Here is a 22,736-nt window from a genome sequence, read left to right as displayed (position 1 = left end):
TATAACAGAACGTTCTCTCCAGAAAAGAGAACGTTCTGTTTACTTACTATAAATGCCGGTTATATATCCTCTTTCCATCATAGGAATATACGACATGCTTTTCCTCTACATATGTTTCCATATAAACGGTCTTCCCCCACAATTGGTAAATGTACGGCAGCACATTTTCCAGGTAATGAAGGTCCAGTTCAACCCCTTCATAGCTATGCACTAAATACAGATCTCCATTTCTCAAGTAATCCCCGTTGACGACCGAAATGTAAGGAAATCCTCCATTTACTCTCATGGAAATAAGCTGGTCTCTTACATTTTCATAATCTTTGTCGGTAATGCGGTACTCTCTGCCCTGTTTTTCAAACAAATACATATCTTCCCGCCGAACAAGCTCTTTCGTTAAATAATTTCGAATGAAAGAGATATCCGACTCAATTTCCCGTACTTCAAACATTCGCTCTCTACCTGAATTTGGTTTGACCCCTAACTCCTTCATTTCATCTGTCGGATTATTGTAGCGCTCTTCAATGTCCTCGAATATCTTTAATCCGAGGTAATAGGGATTAATCTGCTGCCTGGAGGGTTGAACAACACCGGCATTTAATGATGCGAATTCTATGGTATCCTCTGTCGTTAAATCCATCTCTCTTAAAATTCGCTGATGCCAGTAGGAAGCCCAACCTTCGTTCATGATTTTTGTTTCAAGCTGTGGCCAGAAGTAGAGCATTTCCTCGCGCATCATTGTTAAGATATCACGTTGCCACTCCTCCAGGTCGCGACTGTATTGCTCAATAAAAAGAAGAAGGTCCTTTTCAGGTTGAGGTGGGATCTTTTTTCGTTTGTTGATTTTCTTCGGTTTCTCGGTCTTCTCCCCAATATTCCATAAATCATCATAAGGCGTCTTTGCCACGGGGTCATCGGATTCTTCATCTTCATACGTATAGGCTGGGAGTTTTGGCCGTACAATGGATGGATCAATATGCTCCTGAATGGCTATAACGGCATCGAGAAATTTCTCGACCTCGTCTTTACCGTGAATCATTTCATAATAGGCAATTCGTTCCGCTGTTGCAGTCATGCTCTCCACCATGTCCCGCCTTGTATTAGAAAAACGGGCATTATTTTTGAAAAAGTCACAATGTGCCAGCACATGAGCAATAATCAGCTTATTTTGAATCAGACTATTTGTATTAAGCAAAAAGGCATAACAAGGATCTGAATTTATAACCAGTTCATATATTTGACTCAAGCCAAGGTCATATTGCAATTTCATCTTATGAAATTGTTTACCGAAGCTCCAGTGGTTATATCTTGTCGGCATTCCATAAGCACCAAATGTATAAATAATATCAGCAGGACAAACCTCATAACGCATTGGATAAAAATCAAGACCGAACCCGGTCGCAATTTCTGTTATTTCATCAATTGCACGATTTAGTTCCTTTGTTTCTGTCAATATAATCCCTCCAAGTATGCTTTTTATAGTTTATGATGCGGGACTCAAATCATGAACAAGGATTTACTATGTTTCAGACGCATAGGCAACGTGTCCATGAGTAAAATATTACCAGCCAGTCAACCCGTATTTTTCGTATGATTATTGCTATCAAGGCAATTTTAAATAACAGGAGGGATTATCGTGGATGAAAATTTCTTATCGGTAGAGGAATTTAATGAATTATTGAGTAAATGGAGTGGGGAAACAATTAAGATTATGAAGCAGGAATTGGATGATACGGATGAGACAGTTATGAAGTTAAAAGCCATTTCCTATGATAAAAACACTAGAAGAATCGATGAGTACGTGCCTATGCATACATTGCAGCTTAATGGGACCGGAAATGTCCAGACGACGGCGGCAGACCTTCAGTCTCTACCTGAATCCATGTACGAGATACCACTCGAAGATACTTCTCTCTATGAATTTGACGGATCACGCTTCTCTTTAACTACAGACCGTGGTGTATATACGATCGAAATTGCCTGAAATAACAAAGGCGCAGGGCGCCCGTCTAGGGACGTACGGACTGCGCCCGCGCATCGCGGGTGGGTCGACGTTGCCGCGCAAAGCGGCGTAGTTAGTCGATCTTCCACTGCCGCAGAAGATTCACTCCAGAGTATAAGATTCACTTAGACTTTCGCCATTTCTGGCGATAAGTCAAGTTCTTCTAAAAGGAAACATGCTCACTTCTAGGGGTATGCCGACGCCTGAGCACAAGCCCTGTTTTAGTCGGCCTTCCTCACTGTAAGTGAGCCGATGTTGAGTTAGATTACGGAGGTGAAGGAAGTCTCGCTAGTCCCTGGGTGCTTGCGCTGGACGTGGCTGTTTAAGTGTAAGAATTAATTGCAGCCAAAAATTTATACTTCTTACTTTTTTAAAAAAAGACAGGGTAGTGCCTTCCATCGGTTAGGCACTACCCTGTCTTTTTACGCTATACAGGTGCTTCTTCTTTTTTAAATAGGCTTAGTAATGAGTTATAGACATCACTTTTCTCTTTTAATATATAATGACGAAACTTGGGGTTCTCAAGTGTTTTAAATGCTCGCATTAAAGTAGATTGGCGACTGTAAACATTAACTTCACCATACCCAAACATATTGGACACATCCATTATTTCATTCACAAGCTCAATACAGGTCGGATTATCTGAAGTTATATTTTCCCCATCGGAAAAGTGAAACGGATAAATATTATAACGATGCGGATTGTACTTTTCCTCAATCAGCTCGAGCGCTTTATAATACGCCGAAGAACATATCGTTCCCCCACTCTCCCCTTTTGAAAAGAAATCCTCTTCTGACACAACCTTCGCTGCCGTATGATGTGCAATAAATTGAATTTCTACCGTCTCATATTTCGAGCGCAGGAATTTGGTCATCCAGAAAAAGAAGCTTCGTGCCATATACTTTTCAAACCTGCCCATTGACCCACTCGTGTCCATCATTGCAAGAACAACGGCCTTTGACTCAGGTTTTACCACATCGTTCCATGTCTTAAATCGAAGGTCATCATTTTGAATAGGTGTAATCCCCGGTTTTCCCTCCGTCGCATTTCGTTTAATTGCTGTTAAGATGGTTCGCTTCTTATCAATATTGCCAATTAGCCCTTTTTTTCGTATATCATTAAATTCCACTTTATCAGTCTTTATTTCTGCCTGTTCTTTTTGCTTAAGGTTCGGTAGCTCCAGTTCCTTAAAAAGAACCTCCTCCAATTCTTCCAGGGTAACCTCTGCTTCCGTGTAATCCTTACCTGGTTGATCTCCTGCCTGTTTTCCCTTTCCGGGTCCATTTTTCCCCTGATCAGCCCCCCCCGGATCTTGAGCGATGACATCACCAACTTTACTGTCCCCATTTCCCTGACCGACATGCTTTGATTTATTATAATTGTAACGAATTTTATACTCATCTAATGAACGGATAGGAATTTTGATAACATCGCGCCCATTCGACATTATAATGTTTTCTTCACTTATCAGATCCGGCAAATTATTCTTGATGGTATCCTTTACCTTATCCATATGACGTTTTTGATCTTGATAGCCTTTGCGGTGGAGGGACCAGTCTTCCTTGGAGACGACAAAGCTTCCTTCTTTCTCCTTCATTTACCTTCTCCTCCTTTTTTTGAAAATATCCTCTAAAACAACTTGGATATTTTCTTTATACTATGCAGCTGCGAACAACTTATTGCCATTGATTGTATAAAAAAACAGGACTAATATTGATCTAGTCCTGTTTTCCTACTATTCTCCCACTTTACCTGTTAAGCAGACTTCCTACATAGCGAAGCAATTCATTTGCAGATATCGAATTATAACCATATTCATCAATCAGTCTGGCTATAACTTCATTCACCTTTTTGAGTTGTGACTCATCCGGCGTTTTTGAAGAGGTGGTAATTTTCACAACATCCTTCAGGTCAGAGAACAGTTTCTTTTGAATCGCTTCCCGCAATCGTTCATGCGAGCTGTACTCAAACCGCTTTCCTTTTCTTGCGTACGCAGAAATACGTATGAGAATTTCCTCTCTGAATGCTTTTTTGGCATTTTCGGAAATACCGATTTGCTCTTCAATGGAACGCATCAGCTTTTCATCCGGATTCAGTTCTTCTCCTGTGAGTGGATCCCTCAATTTATTTTTATTACAATAGGCTTCAACATTATCAAGATAATTATCCATCAATGTCTTTGCTGACTCTTCATACGAATACACAAATGCCTTCTGTACTTCTTTCTTCGCGATTTCATCATATTCTCTTCTGGCTACAGATATATAATTCATATAACTTTCCCGGTCTTCCTGTGAAATGGATGCATGCTGATCCAATCCTTCTTTCAATGAACGCAGAACATCAAGTGCATTAATCGATGGAACCTCTTTACGGATGATTGTCGATGATATTCTGTTGATTACATAGCGCGGGTCTATTCCGTTCATTCCCTCAACAGGAAACTCCTTCTTTAGCTCCTCAACGTCAATCTGATTAAAACCTTCTACACTTTCTCCATCATAGAGGCGCATTTTTTTAACAAGGTCTACGCCTTGCTTCTTGGAATCCTCCAGCCTTGTCAGAATGGAGAATATTGCAGCTACCCGCAATGCATGTGGAGCAATGTGAACATGTGCCATATCACTTTCATTTATCATCTTTTCATAAATCCGCTCTTCCTGACTTACCCGTAAGTTATATGGAATTGGCATAACAATAATTCGTGAATGCAGGGCTTCATTTTTCTTATTGGAAATAAATGAACGGTATTCAGCCTCATTTGTGTGCGCAACGATTAATTCATCTGCACTGATCAGGGCAAACCTGCCTGCCTTGAAGTTACCTTCCTGGGTTAGTGATAACAGATGCCACAGAAACTTCTCATCACATTTCAGCATCTCCTGAAACTCCATCATTCCACGATTCGCCTTATTTAATTCACCATCAAAACGGTAAGCACGTGGGTCAGATTCCGAGCCGTATTCTGCGATCGTAGAGAAATCAATGCTCCCCGTCAGATCAGCAATATCCTGTGACTTCGGATCAGAGGGGCTGAACGTTCCTATACCAACACGTTTATCTTCAGAAAGGAAAATTCGTTCGACTTTTACATCTTCAATACGTCCTTCATACTCTTTCTCCAGCCGCATCGTGTTTAGCGGGGATAAGCTTCCTTCAATTCGAATGCCATACGAATCGTGGAAATCCTTCCGCAAATGCTGTGGAATTAAGTGAAGAGGATCCTCATGCATGGGACACCCTTTAATTGCATAAACCGCACCTTCATCTGTTCTGGAAAATTGCTCAAGGCCTCTTTTTAATATGGTAACAATAGTTGATTTACCACCACTTACAGGACCCATTAATAATAAAATCCGTTTTCGAACATCGAGGCGTTTTGCCGCAGGATGAAAGTATTCTTCGACAAGTCTTTCAATCGCATCCTCCAGCCCAAATATTTCATCACCAAAAAAACGGTACATTTTTTTACCATCTTTTTCAGTTAAGCCTGATTTCTTAATCATATTATATACACGGGAATGAGCTGTTTGAGCAACTTCTGGCCGTTCTCTCACTATTTTCAAGTAATCCGCGAACGTTCCTTCCCACATTAGCTGTCTTTCTTCTTCACGGTAAGTCCTTACCTTATTTAGTATATCCATTATATTCCCTCCATCTAGGACGCGGTTTATACATGATATGCAGAAGGGGCATTCATCATGCCGGATAGTTTAGCTGACTCCTATCTTAAATTAGCTTTCCGTCCGCTTTAATGATCTGAATACAAAAAAGAAATATAATGACCCAATAAGATATAGACATGCAGTAATCGTAAATACATGGGCATACCCCCAATACGAGCCATAACGTAAAACGATCGATGTGGATACCGGCCCCATTAAGGCCCATCCAAGACTAAATACCATCTGATTAACGGAATTAGCCAGCCCTTTCATCGAGTCATCCACTTTTGACATCATTAACGAAGCTTGAATGGGATTGCCTGCATTCATTAATGCCTGCCGAAAGAGAAAACCAATGCTCGCCAGCAGTAAATTGTCGGTGTAGGCTGTCAACAATAAGAACGGCAAAGACAGAAGCTGCAGATAAACAACCGCACGTACCTCCCCAACCTTTCTTACAACAAGTGGTCCAATAAACATTGCGATAACAGTAGCAGCCTGACCAAGGGAAATAATTATCCCAACCATGGAATTAGAAGCCTGAAAACGATCAGCAAAATAGAGGTTTAGATACGGAATTACAAGCCCGCTGCCGAAGCCAATTAATAATTGCGCTACCGCAAATAGGATAATTATTTTAAAACCCAATTTATTTGCTTTTATATAGCCTGTAATGTTTATTTTCTGCTTTTGTTTAATTTTTTTCTTCCGTTTTTCTTTCATCTTTAAAATAGGGAAAAAAGCCAGCAAGTAAAAAATACTGCCGATTATCAATGTAAACCGGATACTCATTAAATCCGTCGTTACAATGGAGAATAAATCCGTTAACGTTCCACCAAGCATACTCCCAATTACATTAGCCGCGGTCATAAGAGCAGCATGCAAGCTGAATAAATGAACACGTTGCTTCAGACCGGAATTTTCAGCGAGCCATGGAACGGTAGACACCTGCAGAAATGCAGTAAAAATACCTGTAGAAAACCCAGATAAAAGCAAAAGTGACTGAACTTCTACAATACTCCGGAAAAATAACACCAGACCGGCAGCTATTACGCCAAAAATCATCACACGCTTTCTGCCAACACGGTCACTTAAGAAACCGGCTGGCACTAGAATGATAGCTGTCGCTAGAGCTGTTAAAGCAATGACCTGCCCGTTAACATCCTGGCTATACCCCAACTCTCTTATGTAAAAATTATAAACAACCATAAAAACTCCCATACCGATCTGGGAGAATATGTTGGCTACAAAAGCCAGTCTGATATTTTTATTATATGTTCTGAATTGGACCGACCATTCTTGAAAGAAAGCCATTGTTCTTCGCCGCCCTAATGTTTCGTGTCTCTAAGTATATTAGCGAGTTTCTGTTTAAAAGTAAATAGATTTTTTTAAAGAAAATGGAAAAAGTCCAACTAGCTAAAGTCTTTAATGGGTAATATATAAACCCAATTGCTGCTTGTTTATTAGGTCACAACGTATATAGGCTATGATATTAAGATAACAGAGGAATGGCTCTCAGATATGGCCGACACAGGCTATCACTTTGTAAAATAAACGTGTTAACATGCCAATTCACTTTTGAAAAGGGTGACCCCTTAAGAATGCCATACAAAATTGGCTACGATAAAACTCAAAGTGAATCTCTATCTGAAGCTCTAGTAAAGGATGGCTGGCAGAAAGGCTTTCAGAAAAATCACTGGTATGTAATCACTAGCAGGAAAACCACAAAAAAGGCTATACAAACAAATAGATCAAAGCCGGACAGTGTCTCACAACAACTGTCCGGCTTTTTATTACTTCTTATAAATTTTCAATAAATAAGTGAATTACTTCAAAGCTACCAATTAATGTACCTAATGAACTGCCCAGATTAGCTGAAATTACGATAAGCAGAACACGGGTTACTTTGTTTTTTCAAAAGCCTTTTACAGTGAAGGCATCCTCGTTGAGTGTTTCAAAGTCTCCTACACTCGACCTGCGAAGATAAGCTTGTACAAATACCGCAAAACATCCGGCTGCAAGTTACCTTGACTGTACCTTTCTCGAAGGTATTTACTTTATTATTTGGACTCGCCTGATTGTTCTTCCTTCTATTTCTATTATTTTATATGTCAGATCGATTTTCTCCAATACCTCCCCTTCTTTCGGGAAGTAGTTAAATTCTTTTATCAAGTAAGCTGCAAGTACATCCTCTTCTTCTGGTATTTCTGTATGGAAAATAGAATTTAGTCGGTGTAACGTAATTTTTCCATCACAGATTATTTCTGTATCGGAAACATTTTCAACAAGCGATTCATTTTCAAGGTCCATTTCATCTTCAATTTCCAAGCCAATCATCGCTTCTATGACGTCCTCATGTGTAAGGATTCCTTCCGTCCCACCATACTCATCTAAAACAATAGCCATATGCTTCTTCTCTTTCGTCATTTTGCGGAATACCCATTCGATCGAGTGAAATTCATAAATAATCATCGGGTCCGTATCACTGAATGAATGGAGTTGTTTCTCCGGCTCCGTTGACCATGTCAGCAAGTATTTCGAATGAAAGACGCCGACGATATTATCTATATCCTCATTATAAACCGGGTATCTGGTAAATGGATTGCGAATTGCTATATCTCTGATTTCTTCGTAGGTAGCAGTAATCGGAAGAGCCACAATTTCCACCCTGGGGGTTTTAAGTATATCTTTAACATCTAAATTGTAGAAATCTAGCACACCTTTTATACGATGGGACTCTTCCTGTTTAAACGTTCCTTCAGATCCAGCGATATCCACCATTGCTCGTAATTCTTCTTTTGATATCGAGACGTTTTTTTCCTGCCCCTTGGAAAGATACCTTATAATAAATTCGGTTAGTGAATTAAGCATTATTGTTATTGGCTTAAGGACGATTACAACAAAACGAATGACCGGATAAACAATATATGCAATACGATCTGGAAAAGTTGCTGCCACTGATTTCGGTATTACTTCAGAAAAGATAATAATTAAAATTGTCAATATCGCTGAAGCTAGCGCAACATTGAAACCATATTCCAGAGCAAGCATTGTCACAAGTGTTGGAAGCAATATGTTTGAAACATTATTTCCAATTAATATGGCTGTGATGAACTCTCCTGGTTTTGAAACTAAATTTAATAGTCTTTCTGATTTTTTATCATGGTTCTTAGCCTTTGCCTGAAGCCTCATCTTATTTGTAGCCGTTAATGCTGTTTCACTGCCTGAAAAGAAAGATGAAACGAAAAGTAAAATGATGATCGCAATGATCACTAGTGGGTTCCTCCTTGTGTACGTACATGATAATTGTGTTTTATTGATTCTATAATATATGATTTAGAAAACATATAAAAGGAAAAGGCTGTCCGATTGAACATGAAAAAGGAAAGAATAGAAGTGTGGGGCGCTTGCGCTGGACGTGTTTAGATAAAACAAACCGGACAGTGTTATCCACTATCCGGCTGCAGGCCATTATTTATAAATTTTCAATAAACAAACGGATTACTTCAAAGCCACCAATTAAGGTTCCTAGTGAACTGCCCAGGTTTGCCAGAATCACAATAAGCAGTACACGGGTTACTTTGTTTTTCCAAAATCCTTTTACAGTGAAGACATCCTCATTTAGGGTTTCAAAGTCACCTACACTTGGTCTGCGAAGATAGGCTTGTACAAATCCCGCGAACCACCCTGCAGCCAATAAAGGATTCAGTGAAGTTATTGGAGCTACAACAAATGCTGTTAAAATAGTTAGCGGATGTCCCAAAGCAATCGCGGCTCCAATTGCGGAGAAAGATCCATTCCAAAGCACCCATCTAATTGATTGCTCCATCCCAGCTGACGGGTTTGCATAAAAGGTATACGCGATTATTCCAATAATAAGAATTGGTATTGTCCATCCGATTATTTTTGGTATCTTGGATTTAGCCGGCAGCTCATTTAACTTTGCTAAATCATTTTCTTTTTTAATTTCTTCCTTTATCCCTGGAACGTGCGCGGCACCCAATACAGCAACAACCTTATTACCAGGTGCTTCTTTAATCTTTTGTGCAAGGTACTGATCACGTTCATCAATCAAGGGAATTTTTAACTTAGGAAACGTTTCTGTAAACTCTCTGAGGATAGTATTAATCGTATCTTGTTTCTTCATTTTTTCCAGTTCTTCTTCTGTAATGGTTTCTTTACTAAAAATACTTGCAAAGACCTGCATAAGAAGAATCCCCTTACCTCTTATCCCAATTCCACGCCAAATCCGGGAGAAGGTAGTCTGAATATTTCTATCAGCAAGTACTAGTTCAGCATCAATTTCCTGTGCTGATTCAATTCCCTGAATCATTTCCTGACCTGGATTTATACCAAATTGCTTTGCTATTTTCTTTTGAAAAGAAGATATAGCAAGGTTCATTAATAGTAATGTCGCTTTCTTTTCCTTAATAACCTTAAATATATCCATATCCTTCCACTTATTTCCGGATTTGATCGATTGATACCTTTGCTCATCCAGTTCAATACAGACAGAATCTGGTCGTTCTGCTTCAATTACCTCTTTTACTTGTTCAGCACTCTGCTTAGATACGTGCGCTGTACCGATAAGTATAAGATCTTTTCCATTAATATGTATACGGGTTATATTTTCTTCAGTCATGAATAACCTTCCTTTTATAGCTTTCAGTTATTATACAGCTATCTGCCATAATTCAATAATAAACTACTGATGGTTAAATGAGAATAATTTTCTTCTTTTTGAACTATATCTTTTTAAAGTTCTTTTCACTAGTTTGTTGCTAGTAAGTGAAAAGAGTTGCTGATACCAGTTAAGCAATGGTCGTCAAAACAGTATACAACTAATTTGCACATGATAAATGGAAACATTGTATGTTATCCTAGAGATACTGAATCCCAAATGGAGGTTAGATTAATGATAAAACTAATTAATCCAGTTGAAGTTGTTATAAAAGAGAAGAAAAAGCGTTATATCGGGGTGGTCAAGCAGCTTACACTATACGCTAAAGTTAAAGTGATTGCGGTTGAGACAGATTCATCCGAACAATTCTATTTAGTCTTTTATGATGACTCCTTTATTTATGGAAACAAACTACACACCATTGAAGATGAATCATTTATTGACCATGCATCTAAACAGGGAATAACCTATGACCAAAACCACCCACTTACCTCGGCTCTGGTTCCAACAAACTCAGTAAATATCCCCAGTAAAACCAGTATCTTTACAAACTTACAAACGCACTATTCACTTAAAGAAGTTGCATATATTGCTACAATGCTTGACTCTTTCTTTTCGAAAGAAGAGCTGATAAAGATGATTGACAAGATTTTCTATCATTTTCGTGTAAATGGAAATTTCCTTGAAGCCTTTCAAATTATACAGCTGCTGCTTCATTTTGAACCTTCATTAAAATCAGCACAGGCACGAATACGTAATAGTGAATATGACACATATGATGAGCTTTATAATTCCTATTCCCTCTCCTCTATTTATAAAAAAGATCCGCTCTATGTTGAGTTCTACTGCTTTAAGAACCGATTTGATTCTTCTTCATATGCTTTTCTTGAAGATCACCTGATAAAGGAAAAAAGGCATATGGAAGCAGTCTGCCTATGGCTGGAAAAGGCAACTAATGAAACGGCACATGAATCTTCCTCCATTGAAACATACACAAATATGGCCCTAACTTTTATCCCATTCAAACAATGGATCACTATACTTAGTAATATAGATGTCAATATATTCCGCGTTCTCCCGGGCGCAAAGCATATTGTAGAAGATATGATCACAGATGCCCAGTATGATGAAGCAATTCTCTGTTTGCTGCCATTTATTCAGGAGCTTCCAGACACTTATGATGAACTATTAATGAAGCTATGGTCACAATTGAATCCAGTAATTATGGAAAGCCATATAAATGACTTTATTACGCTAATAGAGCGTTTTATTAAATCAAAAGGCTTGAAGGAGTCGGAACAGTTGATCTCTCAGCTTGTTGAGAAACTTTTCCTTGAAAACGACCTTCAGACAGTGAACGACCTACTTGTACCAATTCGCTTGCTTGCTCCGAACTCATTAACCATTCAAAAGATCCTGCACATGATACAAATTTCCGAGAATCCTGACCGAATGATGGAGTTAGGCGAATACTTTGCTGACTTTAAAAAGTTAGATGAGGCAATTGAATGCTTTTTTTGGGAAATGGAGCTTTATCCTGAAAACCCAGAACCAGTATGGAGGTTAAAGCAAATGTATCAGGACAAAGGAATGACTGATGAAGCAAAAGGATACCAGCAATTATATACACAGTTAAAAGCAAACTAGGCAAGCTTAAATTAAAAGTAAAACCAAATGACACTGGCGAACTTGGCTTATTCCTTAGGTGGGTCAAGTTCTTGATATGCTGACTTATATTTACCCCCTGCTGCCACTTCAGCATGGTACAATGCCTTTAGTGCAAGTGGTCTCTCCAGGCTGTGTTCTTCCATTATCTCTTTTAGTCGCTTTTGTAAATCTTTATTGTCTTTTACCAAATGCTTCATTTGCGACTTTACATATTTCATACCTGCTTCAGCTCCTTTTGGTTGTACGTTCGATTAGTCTAGTATTCATCATTTCTGGTCAGGATATGACGTTCACTTTACTACGTTAATAAAATGAGAAAGTATCTTCGCGGTAAGTCCCCAAATAACTTTATCCTCATAAATGTAAAAGTATTCATCTAATTGTCTTGTTTGCCAATTATAATCCTCCCCGCCAACGATAAGGTTGAAGGGAAAGTCTTCCTCCGGCTGAACATGAAAGTTCACGGAATAAACTTGTGGCTCTGTTTCCATAAAGTGCTTTAATGGGACAGTAAATGTATCTCCAACCTCTGATGGGTTTGGTTTAATGCTCGCACCTGAATGAATGAACCCTGCATAAGCATAGATAATCATTCCAAATGGAGAGACCATATAATCCAATGGAAAAACACCTGATATATCTTCATCGCCTATTCCAAGCTCTTCCTTCGTTTCTCTTAAGGCTGCATCCTGCCCTGTCTTATCCTGGGCGTCAATCTTCCCTCCAGGAAAACAGATTTCTCCAGGTTGCCTTCTCATTTCTTCTGAGCGAACTTCAAAAAGAATATGAAGCTCCTCATCTTTTTGAATAATTGGAATTAGAATAGCATACTTTGTAAAATCCTCACTACCGAGGATAGAAGGCCTGTGACTTTTTACTTTTTGTAAAATTATTTTCTCATCCATTGTGTACCAACTCCATTAATTAATTACGTTAACGCATTTAGCACGAGATTGAATAATGATTAGATACTATTACCTTACCATCTTTTAAGCGTAAAGGCAGTTTTAGTGAATAAGTTGTTTTATTAAATAAATTTATATATGTGAAACATAGTCAGTTATTCACTCGTACTAGTAAGTAAGAGGTGATGATCATGGAAACCATCGTTTATATAGCAGATAATTTTTTCTCTGCAGGCAAAACAGTTATTAAGGACCAAAACAATCAGAATGTGGGATTTCTTGACTTAAGAAGCGCATTCTCTTCAGCTGTCTCCCTCTACGATTTGGAAGAATCATTACTAGCATCCGGCCAGTTTAAAACCTTCTCCAACCAATGGATTGTTAGCGATAAGAATGAAGATCTGCTAGGAACTCTAAAAACCAGCTGGTTTTCCTTTTCGAAAAAATATACATATACAACTAGCCACAGAGGCATATACACTATTTCCTCCCCTGCCTTTTCACGGGATTTTTCGATTAGTGATGAGAAATCTGATGAGGTAGCCACCTTTAAACGCACGAACCATTTCTTCTCCTCCCGGGCATATGAGGTTAATAATTTCGCCGGACAGATGACCACAGAAGAACTCATTGTTGTTGTTATGGGGGTTAATGCACTCGAGAAACGCAAACAGGGAGCTGCAGCCAATGGCGGAGGAGCAAACTAGCTCCAGCCTATATGAAAGAGCCAGGCTTATATGCCTGGCTCTTTCTATGTATATCTGTTTCATGTTTATGGTAAAAGCGCCAGTTAACTAGGTGTGGCCATACATTACATGCATTTATACCTTTTTTACAAATTCTGATTTTAGCTTCATGGATCCAAAACCATCAATTTTACAATCAATATCATGGTCCCCATCCACTAGACGTATGTTTTTCACCTTTGTACCTGCTTTTACACTTGATGAACTTCCTTTTACTTTAAGATCTTTAATTACTGTTACAGAATCACCGTCTGTTAATATATTTCCGTTGGCATCCTTTATACTTCTTTGATCTTCGACTGCTTCTTCTTTAGAATCTAGAGCCCACTCATGACCACATTCCGGGCAAACAAAAAGAACCCCATCTTCGTACGTATATTCTGAATTACATTTCGGGCAATTTGGCAACTCTGACATGTTTTATATTTCCTCCAATCACAGGGTAATAAACTTGATTATACCTCATTACATTACTAAGTACTGTACATAACAACTTAAAAACACCCAGGAATAGCTTCTGTTAAATAGTGCAAATTAAATGAGCAGAAATCATTTCTCTTGTGAGGAGGTATCAATGATGACAGTTCAGACACAAATTCAACAAGCTCTGGCCTCAGCTCAAAGTGTGGAAGCCAGCTTAACCCAATTCGGATTAGAAACACAGAATCAGATGGCGAAACAGGATTTCCAGCAACTGGCACAGCAGCAAAAGCAGATTGTCCAACAGCTGCAAACAAGGTACGACCAAGTATTAGCAGAAGAACCACAATTCAGTCAGAACCAGTAGTAGAAAGCAAAACAACAGGACTTATCAACCTGTTGTTTTGCTTTACTTTTGCTGCTTTATTCTTTTAAATAGACTGCCATTTCATCCATCAGCTTGTCCATTTGCTTCGCGTACTCGTTGTACATTTTCTTTGCCTCTATGTTTTGTGTCTGGAGAGAAAAGTTAACCAGATTGGACTGCAGCTGTTTTATATTTGCAGCTACGAGAAGCTTGTCCTTAATTTGCGGACTTTTTACTTTATCATCATAAAGATCAACATATACATTGCCCATTGAATCAATTTGAGCCAGAAATACATCAGAAAATGCTTCCGCCCCCTGTTTCTGTATCTCCCCTAACAGCCAATTCTTTGTATAGCCATAATCAGTCAATGACTTTTCCAATACATTTCCATCTACTATCACGATGCACGGCAGGCCTTCCTTCTCAACCGGCATACCCATATTAACAGGAGTTAAAGGTTGTAATTCACTCTTTTTCATTATAGAGATTTCCCCATTTTTCTCCATAACTGCAGCCTGTATATCAGAAATCTTATATACATCCTTTTTCCGTAAAAGAACCATCAATTCGTCAACTGTTAAGGTTTCTTTTTTCAGATTTTTTTCCAGAATTTTTCCATCACTAATTAACGGAACCGATTTCCCTTCCATCAGATCACGAAAACGACTTGATTTCAACTCCATTTTTGAAATAACTATCGGTATCACTGCCCAGATGATCATTCCAAGAATAAAGTTTGACATTCTAATATGCGGGCTGAACGTTAGCTCTGCGGCTATACTTCCAATAGAAATCCCCACAATATAATCAAAATATGTAATCTGAGTAATTTGCCTTTTTCCCATCATCCGAGCCAAAATAAACATTAATAAAAATGCAACTAATCCTCTTATTAAAACATACACCAAGTCAGTCATACACTTTCACCCTTTATTTATTTAAATGTACTATTTATACATTATTTGGCCAAACTGATAGTAACCATACTTCATTTTAAAATAAATATTTAAAAGGTGGCGGTTATCGTGTTTAAATTGAAATTAGTTGCAGCTTTCCTCCTGCTTTTACTCCTACTGACGGGATGCGATTTACTTAAAACGCAAAAAGATGATTTGTTATTTACTTCGGTTACGGAGGTGGAAAATCAGATCAAGAAAAAAGAATGGGACCAAGCTACTTCAACGATCAGCGATTTTCAGGAGCTTTATAACAAGCGCAAATGGAAAATAAGGCTGTTAGGAGAACTGGACGACTATAAAGGACTCGAGGCAGAAGTGATCAGTCTGAAGGAAAGTTTAAGAGAAGAAGACGAAATGGAATCCAGGATTGCTATTGGGCAGATTATGCACCGGTTACATCTTATTTACAACATTTAAAACGGGTTACCCACTTGAGTAACCCTGTATGCTATCGTACTTATTCACGGTGTTAGGTCAGGAATTGAGGTTCTTCCTGTTCAATCTCTGCCAAGCGCTTTTCTAACCCATCAATAATTGGCTGCAGCTCCTCAGCAGCATGACCATACATTTCTTTCGCAAATTCGTCTTGTGTTTTTAAAGAAAATGTCTCGAAATTGGCTTGAGCACTCCTGGCATTGGCTAGGGCTTGCTGAACTTGTGTGCCTACAGTCACATTTTCCACCTCCTGCCTGTTATGAGCTTACTTTTCCCATAACGCTGGAAATTATGAAGCTAGCCACATACCACAAATTTACTTCGCCCAAAAGTTATAGAAATAAAAAAAGCAATAGGCATAGTCTAATTTGACTGTACGTATTACTCTTTGTTAATCGTCATTTATTTATAAAACACTTTGTCTACATTGTATTTTGCCTTGCGTTCATTGATAATATACGTTTCATAGATCTCTCTATGAGCTGGATCATCAACAATGCACACTTCAATTTTGCTCACTTCATCTCGATGCATTTTAATCGGCGAAACATTATCATTAAAATGTTTTTTAATTCTTGGCCTTAATTTCCTGGCTTTACCAACAAACAACAACTCTTGATTGTCGTTATAAAACATGAAAATACCGCCCTTATCTCTTGTGATCAGGTGAAAATCAGTAAATCCATAAATATTACTCAGTTCCGGATTATCTTGTTTAGTTATGGTGACTGTCGGTGTTGGAATGGTTATGTTTATCATTTAAGCTCACTTCCTCTTTCTATCCTGCTGTTTATGCTAACATAATTCTCCTTGCAATGCTATTTTTCCTAATACCAGCATGCTATATTACTCTCTTCTGTTCTCCTCCGAGAATATAAGGTAGGAGGACAGGAGGACGCACTAAATCCCCCCTATCATTTATCACTTCTCATTATGGCTTTCTGTAGTAGTTTGCCGAAACATTTACTTTCATATCCATTAGTTGTCTATTATAATGAACTAAATGAACTATATAAAAATTATTAAAATTATAAATTACTGTGTAAGACTAGGTAGGCTATGAAGTTTAACCTTTATTTACGAGCTTGTAGTACAACTGGACCTCTATTAGGGGCTATGAGGCATGGCCTTTATTTGGACACTTGGGGCATGTAGAGCTAGTAGTGTAACCGCCCTTTTATTTAAATACATTAGTAGGTAATAGGAGGAAGCATAGCATGAAAATTAAGAATGTTTCGATCGTTGGGCTTGGCGCACTGGGAATTCTATACGGACATCATTTATCGAAAAAGATACCGAAAATGAATTTACGAATAATTGCAGACAAGGATCGTATTGAAAAGTACCAGAAGAATGGGATTTATTGCAACGGTGAGCTTTGTGATTTTCAGTATGTGACACCTGAAGAAACTGTAGAATCCGCTGATTTAATTATTTTCGCTGTGAAATTCAGCGGCTTGCATGATGCTATTAAATCAGTTGAAAAGCATGTTGGTGACAACACAATCTTCTTGTCCACATTAAATGGTATTTCAAGTGAACGTGAAATCGGTACATATTATGGATTCGACAAGATTTTGTATTGCGTTGCTCAGGGGATGGATGCAGTGAAGGAAGGAAACCAGCAAAGCTATGATAATTTTGGCATCCTCTGTTTTGGTGAAAAAGAAGGTATTGATACGCCAAAAGTAAAACGGCTTGCAGACTTTTTCCAGGAGGTAGAGATGCCTTTCGAGCTTGACGCCAATATGAATAAAAGACAATGGGGAAAATTCATGCTGAATGTAGGGGTGAATCAGACAGTAGCATTAATTGAGGGCGATTATGGCGAGATTCAAAAGGATGGTAAAGCACGAGATATGATGATTTCTGCTATGCGGGAGGTTATAGCCCTTTCCAGCTATGAAGGAATCAATTTAACTGAAGTGGATTTGCAGTACTGGCTGGAGGTTGTAGGTAAGCTGAGCCCACATGGCAAGCCCTCCATGCGTCAGGATCTGGAAGCAAAACGCAAAAGCGAATTGGGATTATTTGCAGGCACCGTGGTGGAATTAGGAAAAAAACATGGAGTCCATACACCGGTGAATGAAGAGCTTCATCGCAGAATTCACGAGATGGAACAGGAATTTTAAAGACAGGGTGTTCGGGGAGGTGCCTGTCACTTCCCGGATTTTGTCGAAAAATATTAATGCGTTTATGATTGTTGTGTCCTGGATCTAAGAGCCTCATTTACTTATGCTTAATTCACCGTGAATTTAAGAGGCAACGGTTTTTTATCCAATTGGATTAATACAGGTTTTGAAGCTTCCCAAGAGGAATTTATTGAAGAGGTTATTAAACTGTCGCGAACCCATATTGAATAGGTGAAGTATTGGGGAGATTAATCGATAAAACCCCTTCCACTGAAATGTTAAGGAAAGCCCACAAACTAAACGAGGTTTGTGGGCTTAAATCTTCTTACCAATTATATTGGATTTTATTTCCTATTTCCACTGGAATAAACTACCTTCACCTGTTCCCAAGTCTCATTCCCAAATGTATCCTTCGACCAGATCATGATGATGTTTTCCCCATCTTCTAGACTAACATTGGTACTGAATGAACCATTTTTTACTTTGGTTCCTTTTCCATTCACACGTACAAAGTCTAAGTTATCGTCTGATACTTGTCCTTCAACTTTTACCGATTTCTTAAAAGTTGTTTCGCCATCTACTGGTGACTCTATCGTGATGACAGGAGCAACTGAATCTACATCGACTGTAGTCGTTTGAATGGTTTCGTTCCCAGCTAGGTCTCTGGCAGTAACCACTACACTATTTTCTCCTTGTTCCAGTGTGATAGTAGCTTCATAGATTCCGTTAACAAGGGTAGCTTCTGTATCATTGATTGTAACAACCTCAAGATTTTCTTCTTCTACCTCAGCTTGTACGGTTACGAATGTTGTATTAAATCGCTCTCCCTCCTGAGGTGAGAGGATAGATACAACCGGAGAGTTGCTATCTAGTGTAACCTTCACTTGATTGGATGGTCTAGTGAATCGTTCACCTTGAGCAGCTCGAGCAGTAATCTTGTTTTCACCTTCTGTTAAGGATATCTCTCCACTAAATGTTCCATCCTCTCCTGAAGTAACGACAGCCACTTCCGAATCATTGTTATACAAATGAACGTCTGTATTTGGTTGTGCTTCTCCACTAACCATAATGGTCTCATCAGCTGTATAGGAGTTATTTATAGGTGATGTGACTTTTGGTACAGTCTCATCATATGCTACCTCAGCTCGAATCATATAGTTTCCATCGGCTGATGAGGTCTGCTTCCATACTCCATCAATAAAGGAATAGTTTCTGCCTGATGACTCTGAGCTTGTATCCCTATTAATTGCTGGTATATATGGAAAAATATCTTTTTGAATATAAGCAAGGTAAAAATCACCTGGCACTGTAATTTCCTCTCCGCTTAAATCAATAAATGTCCAATCCGTATGGGAACGTATTGCTTCTGCTTCAAATGGACCAGCAATTTTCTCTCCTGGTAAACCATCTGGACCAGTTGCATCATACACTTCCACTAAAAATTCTGTTCCACCCGGATCCGGACGATTCCCACCATCAAACTTGTAATAGCCTCCCGTTAATATTGCTCGACTTTCCCCTTCTGCAAGGGACATTTTTACAGCCCATCCATTTCCAGCTGTATACATATAGTTGAGCGCTTCTGCGGTTCCATCATCATAAGCAATGGTTTCTGATGTACCGATAATCGGGTCTAACGTAACATTCTGAGTAACTTCACCATCTGCTTCCACTGTCACTGTAGCAGTACTCGGATAATGCATTGGGTCGGAAACCTTCAGGGTATACGTTCCCTCAAATACTGTTAACTGGAAGGCCCCATCTGCATTTGTCTCAGCAGGTTCAATATTTGCATCCTCGACGAGATAGACTTTTGCACCTTCAATGGGCTCGCTAGTCAACTCATTGGTAATAACACCTGTGATCGTACCTGTTGACTTTTCTTCTAGGGTAAAGTCGACAGAAACTTCTTCGTCATCTGTAATGACAATCGTTTCCGTTTGGACATGGTAGCCATAGGACTCCGCAATAACGGTATGTTCTCCCGCAGGATGGCGTAACATATACCCTCCATTTTGCGGATTGGTTACGGTTGACCGTCCTGTCTCTAATACACTAACTTGCGCTTCTATTGGCAGTAGGGATAACTCATTATCCACTTCTGTACCTGTTTTTTCATCTGATAGATCTGCTGTTTGGATGGTTGCTGGATCGGAATCTGTCGTCGTGCTTGCTCCATCCACTCCTGCTTCTAGGGCAACATCATCAATATACCAGCCAGGTCGATTGGTACTGGAGTCCGAATAGGTATAAAATGTAATGAAAATACCTTGCCCAGCGTACTCGGAAAGATCAACTGATGCATCAATCCATGCCTCAGAATCTCCTTTAACCATTAATAGCTCCGTCCAATCCTGACCATTCGTTGACACCATGACATATCCATAATCATAAGCGGTGCCAGTATATGCCGACTGTTCAAAGCTATACCATTGTTTAAAATGTAAGCTCGCCGGTTCATCCGGTAAGGAGATTGCTGGCATAACGAGCATTTCTCTCATTCCATCGATATAATTTCCTGATAGATTGGTAGCATACACGTTTTCACCTGATGCAGCTGCATTAGGTCCTGAGGTTGGAATTCCCCATTCCCAGCTTGGATTGTCCCCAACAACGGTCCAACCTTCTGGCTCTGTTTCAAAATCCTCAAAGTAGCCTATTGTTAAGCTTTCTAGTATGGTGACAAGATATGCTTCACTAGTTACGGTATTTCCTGCATAATCCGTAATCTTCCATTGATAGGTTAGCGTTCCTGCTTCAGCAACACCTGCTGGAACCGTTGCGAGATATTCACCAGATAAATAGTTTCCAGAAATACGTTCTGCAGAAACACTGTTCCACTCGCCTTCATTCACTTGATACTCTAACTGTACATCCTCAACACTGATATTATCACTTGCCTGTACGATAAGGTCGATTTGTTGTCCTTCAGAAACCTCCTGGACCGGAGTATGGGAATAGACAGGGTCCTCATTGTCTTCCCCTTGTTTTGTCACGTTTCCACTAATCACGCCCATACCTTGTGTTTTCGATAATACGGCGTCATACATATTCAATAATCCATAGCCATAGCCATGGTTAGGAGACTCTGTAAAATCCCGATCGGTTAATGGCGTGGCCGTCTCAAGTAACACTTGCTCTATTTCATCTACGGTTATACTCGCATTAGCTTGGCGCAATAATGCAACAGCTGCTGCAATATGTGGTGCTGCCATCGAGGTACCACTCTTATCTCCATATCCCCCATCAGGTAACGTGGAGCGAATTTTAACCCCAGGTGCTGTCAATTCTGGCTTCACTTCACCATACGGAGACGGACCTTGGAATGAAAAATCAGCTAATAAATTCTTATCATCTACTGCACCAACCGCAAATGACTCTGGATAATTGGCTGGACTTGCGATCGTACCAGGTCCATTTGGAAATAGAAGCGATGCATTTCCTGCTGCAAAAACCGGGAAAATACCATATGCTCTCCAAGTCTGCACAACCTCTAAGAACCACTCATTAATACCTGAACCGCCGCTCCAGGAATTGTTTACGACATCTGGAGCCATATCCACTCTGCCACCAGGTGCCATAAGCCATTGGGCAGCTTCTAGAATATTAGAATCGGAACCACTTCCACTGTCATCAAATGCTTTCGCAGCAATCCACTTCGCCCCAGGAGCAACACCAATTTGGTTCGTTCCATCAGGCTCACTTCCTACCATTGTCCCGGTAACATGAGTCCCGTGACCATTGTCATCATAGCTTTCTGCTTGTCCATTTACCGCATCATAAAAGCTATATTGGTGATCCACCGTTCCATCAGCAGCATTATAGCCACGATATTTTTCCTTTAACGCTTGATGATCCCATAGAACCCCTGAATCAATGCTTGCAACAACAGCTCCTGTACCATCAATACCTAGCTCCCATGCTTCTGGTGCTAAGACTTGCTCGACGTTCCATTGTACGTTTTCATCCATAGAACTTGTTGTCACGTCTGAATCTGTTACCAATTGCCGTTCCTCATCTAAATAGATCGTTTTCACTTCTTTAAGGGAAGCAATTTTTTCAACAACTTCCTTCGATCCGGTAAACGTAACGGCATTAATTACGTGAAAAGATTGATATTCCTTCACTTTGCCCTTTTGCTTTTCCTGACCTAAAAGTTTTAATAACGGTGCTTGTGTTTGATGCGCGTTAGCCTTTAATTCTGTCAACACTTCTGACCGTACTAAATGCTTCTTGTGTAATCCTTGTTCCCTATTCTCGTTTGCTTTTTGATTTGCCTGTTTCATTACTTTAGAAGTATCAACTTGATCATTCAGAACAATTAATAGGGCTACTTCCTCACTCGTTTCCAATTTCTGTTTTACCTTGCTGTCAATTTTATATGTAGATTCTTGTTGTAAGCTGTCTCCAGCTATTTTGTTTTGAGTTCCTGCCATGGCCACTGGCGATAAAAATGTACTCAAAACTAAAATTACTGTTGAAAGAAAAAATAGAATACACCTTAAACTCTTCTTCATGAACACCCTCCTATGTTGTATTTTAAAGATAGTTATCTCTAGTAAACTATCAATTAGTACTAGACTACATGATAGCCTTCGAGAATCTTGTCGATATTTGGAAGATTTCATGGGGAATAAGGGCTGTATTTTCGACTTTTCTGTAAATATGGATTTGGTTTTTCACAAGAGAAGTGTTGGTAGGGTTCTATTGCTTCCTAACATCCAATTTCCAAGACTATAGCACTTGATACTGAATA

At 39.3% G+C, this 22,736-nt stretch carries 19 protein-coding genes, 1 pseudogene and 1 riboswitch; of the genes and pseudogenes, 6 read left to right on the top strand and 14 right to left on the bottom strand.

Going from position 1 to position 22,736, the window contains the following annotated elements:
- Positions 1 to 46: 46 nt before the first annotated feature.
- Positions 47 to 1,450 carry a SpoVR family protein gene (locus QGM71_RS10370; protein WP_327607473.1) on the bottom strand — a complete coding sequence of 468 codons (1,404 nt, stop codon included), beginning with the start codon at positions 1,448 to 1,450 and terminating at the stop codon, positions 47 to 49.
- A gap of 183 nt (positions 1,451 to 1,633) precedes the next feature.
- Here QGM71_RS10370 and QGM71_RS10365 point away from each other — a divergent pair, with 183 nt between their 5' ends.
- Complete coding sequence (locus QGM71_RS10365) at positions 1,634 to 1,981, top strand: hypothetical protein (protein WP_327607472.1); 348 nt, start codon at positions 1,634 to 1,636, stop codon at positions 1,979 to 1,981.
- 445 nt (positions 1,982 to 2,426) lie between these two features.
- Here QGM71_RS10365 and yhbH read toward each other — a convergent pair whose 3' ends face one another.
- The 6 genes and pseudogenes from yhbH to QGM71_RS10335 all read right to left on the bottom strand — a co-directional run bounded on the left by yhbH (position 2,427) and on the right by QGM71_RS10335 (position 10,306).
- The gene (gene yhbH / locus QGM71_RS10360; protein WP_327607471.1) at positions 2,427 to 3,596 is read right to left on the bottom strand and encodes a sporulation protein YhbH; all 1,170 of its coding nucleotides are present in this window, start codon (positions 3,594 to 3,596) and stop codon (positions 2,427 to 2,429) included.
- Positions 3,597 to 3,747: 151 nt separating this feature from the next.
- Complete coding sequence (locus QGM71_RS10355; protein ID WP_327607470.1) at positions 3,748 to 5,643, bottom strand: PrkA family serine protein kinase; 1,896 nt, start codon at positions 5,641 to 5,643, stop codon at positions 3,748 to 3,750.
- Positions 5,644 to 5,733: 90 nt separating this feature from the next.
- Positions 5,734 to 6,978, bottom strand: coding sequence for an MFS transporter (locus tag QGM71_RS10350; RefSeq protein WP_327607469.1), 1,245 nt, complete (start codon positions 6,976 to 6,978; stop codon positions 5,734 to 5,736).
- A 486-nt stretch (positions 6,979 to 7,464) separates the two neighbouring features.
- Positions 7,465 to 7,686 (bottom strand): annotated as a pseudogene (locus QGM71_RS10345) (TraB family protein); the annotation flags it as partial.
- A gap of 30 nt (positions 7,687 to 7,716) precedes the next feature.
- On the bottom strand, positions 7,717 to 8,937 hold the full coding sequence (locus tag QGM71_RS10340; RefSeq protein ID WP_327607468.1) for a hemolysin family protein: 1,221 nt from the start codon (positions 8,935 to 8,937) through the stop codon (positions 7,717 to 7,719).
- A 202-nt stretch (positions 8,938 to 9,139) separates the two neighbouring features.
- On the bottom strand, positions 9,140 to 10,306 hold the full coding sequence (locus tag QGM71_RS10335) for a TraB/GumN family protein (RefSeq protein ID WP_327607467.1): 1,167 nt from the start codon (positions 10,304 to 10,306) through the stop codon (positions 9,140 to 9,142).
- 273 nt (positions 10,307 to 10,579) lie between these two features.
- Here QGM71_RS10335 and QGM71_RS10330 point away from each other — a divergent pair, with 273 nt between their 5' ends.
- Complete coding sequence (locus tag QGM71_RS10330) at positions 10,580 to 11,992, top strand: tetratricopeptide repeat protein (RefSeq protein ID WP_327607466.1); 1,413 nt, start codon at positions 10,580 to 10,582, stop codon at positions 11,990 to 11,992.
- A 47-nt stretch (positions 11,993 to 12,039) separates the two neighbouring features.
- Here the strand turns inward: QGM71_RS10330 and QGM71_RS10325 are convergent, their stop codons facing one another.
- Positions 12,040 to 12,231, bottom strand: coding sequence for a hypothetical protein (locus tag QGM71_RS10325; protein WP_327607465.1), 192 nt, complete (start codon positions 12,229 to 12,231; stop codon positions 12,040 to 12,042).
- Between the two features lie 72 nt (positions 12,232 to 12,303).
- Complete coding sequence (locus QGM71_RS10320) at positions 12,304 to 12,918, bottom strand: NUDIX hydrolase (protein WP_327607464.1); 615 nt, start codon at positions 12,916 to 12,918, stop codon at positions 12,304 to 12,306.
- A gap of 191 nt (positions 12,919 to 13,109) precedes the next feature.
- Here QGM71_RS10320 and QGM71_RS10315 point away from each other — a divergent pair, with 191 nt between their 5' ends.
- Positions 13,110 to 13,625 carry a hypothetical protein gene (locus QGM71_RS10315; protein WP_327607463.1) on the top strand — a complete coding sequence of 172 codons (516 nt, stop codon included), beginning with the start codon at positions 13,110 to 13,112 and terminating at the stop codon, positions 13,623 to 13,625.
- Positions 13,626 to 13,739: 114 nt separating this feature from the next.
- Here QGM71_RS10315 and QGM71_RS10310 read toward each other — a convergent pair whose 3' ends face one another.
- Entirely contained in the window at positions 13,740 to 14,081 is a 342-nt protein-coding gene (locus QGM71_RS10310; protein ID WP_327607462.1) for a zinc ribbon domain-containing protein YjdM, read from the bottom strand.
- A 160-nt stretch (positions 14,082 to 14,241) separates the two neighbouring features.
- Between QGM71_RS10310 and QGM71_RS10305 the strand changes: the two genes are divergently transcribed.
- Positions 14,242 to 14,451: a DUF1657 domain-containing protein gene (locus QGM71_RS10305; RefSeq protein WP_327607461.1), complete on the top strand. Its 210-nt coding sequence runs from the start codon at positions 14,242 to 14,244 to the stop codon at positions 14,449 to 14,451.
- A gap of 56 nt (positions 14,452 to 14,507) precedes the next feature.
- Here QGM71_RS10305 and QGM71_RS10300 read toward each other — a convergent pair whose 3' ends face one another.
- The gene (locus QGM71_RS10300; protein ID WP_327607460.1) at positions 14,508 to 15,371 is read right to left on the bottom strand and encodes a DUF421 domain-containing protein; all 864 of its coding nucleotides are present in this window, start codon (positions 15,369 to 15,371) and stop codon (positions 14,508 to 14,510) included.
- A gap of 108 nt (positions 15,372 to 15,479) precedes the next feature.
- On the opposite strand from QGM71_RS10300, the gene QGM71_RS10295 reads away from it, so the two are divergent.
- Positions 15,480 to 15,830 (top strand): DUF4363 family protein, encoded by a 351-nt coding sequence (locus QGM71_RS10295; RefSeq protein ID WP_327607459.1) that lies wholly within the window; start codon positions 15,480 to 15,482, stop codon positions 15,828 to 15,830.
- A 52-nt stretch (positions 15,831 to 15,882) separates the two neighbouring features.
- Here the strand turns inward: QGM71_RS10295 and QGM71_RS10290 are convergent, their stop codons facing one another.
- The gene (locus QGM71_RS10290; protein WP_327607458.1) at positions 15,883 to 16,086 is read right to left on the bottom strand and encodes a DUF1657 domain-containing protein; all 204 of its coding nucleotides are present in this window, start codon (positions 16,084 to 16,086) and stop codon (positions 15,883 to 15,885) included.
- A gap of 164 nt (positions 16,087 to 16,250) precedes the next feature.
- Positions 16,251 to 16,607, bottom strand: coding sequence for a nucleotide excision repair endonuclease (locus QGM71_RS10285; protein ID WP_327607457.1), 357 nt, complete (start codon positions 16,605 to 16,607; stop codon positions 16,251 to 16,253).
- A gap of 344 nt (positions 16,608 to 16,951) precedes the next feature.
- A riboswitch (cyclic di-GMP riboswitch) is annotated at positions 16,952 to 17,032 on the top strand.
- Positions 17,033 to 17,065: 33 nt separating this feature from the next.
- Between QGM71_RS10285 and QGM71_RS10280 the strand changes: the two genes are divergently transcribed.
- Positions 17,066 to 17,980 (top strand): ketopantoate reductase family protein, encoded by a 915-nt coding sequence (locus QGM71_RS10280; protein WP_327607456.1) that lies wholly within the window; start codon positions 17,066 to 17,068, stop codon positions 17,978 to 17,980.
- 344 nt (positions 17,981 to 18,324) lie between these two features.
- On the opposite strand, the gene QGM71_RS10275 is transcribed toward QGM71_RS10280, so the two are convergent.
- Positions 18,325 to 22,497, bottom strand: coding sequence for a S8 family serine peptidase (locus QGM71_RS10275; RefSeq protein WP_327607455.1), 4,173 nt, complete (start codon positions 22,495 to 22,497; stop codon positions 18,325 to 18,327).
- Between the last annotated feature and the right edge of the window lie 239 nt (positions 22,498 to 22,736).

Origin of the sequence: Virgibacillus tibetensis (genome assembly GCF_036026595.1) — a bacterium.
GTDB lineage: Bacteria > Bacillota > Bacilli > Bacillales > Amphibacillaceae > Virgibacillus_P > Virgibacillus_P tibetensis.
This window is presented reverse-complemented; position numbering and strand designations above follow the sequence as displayed.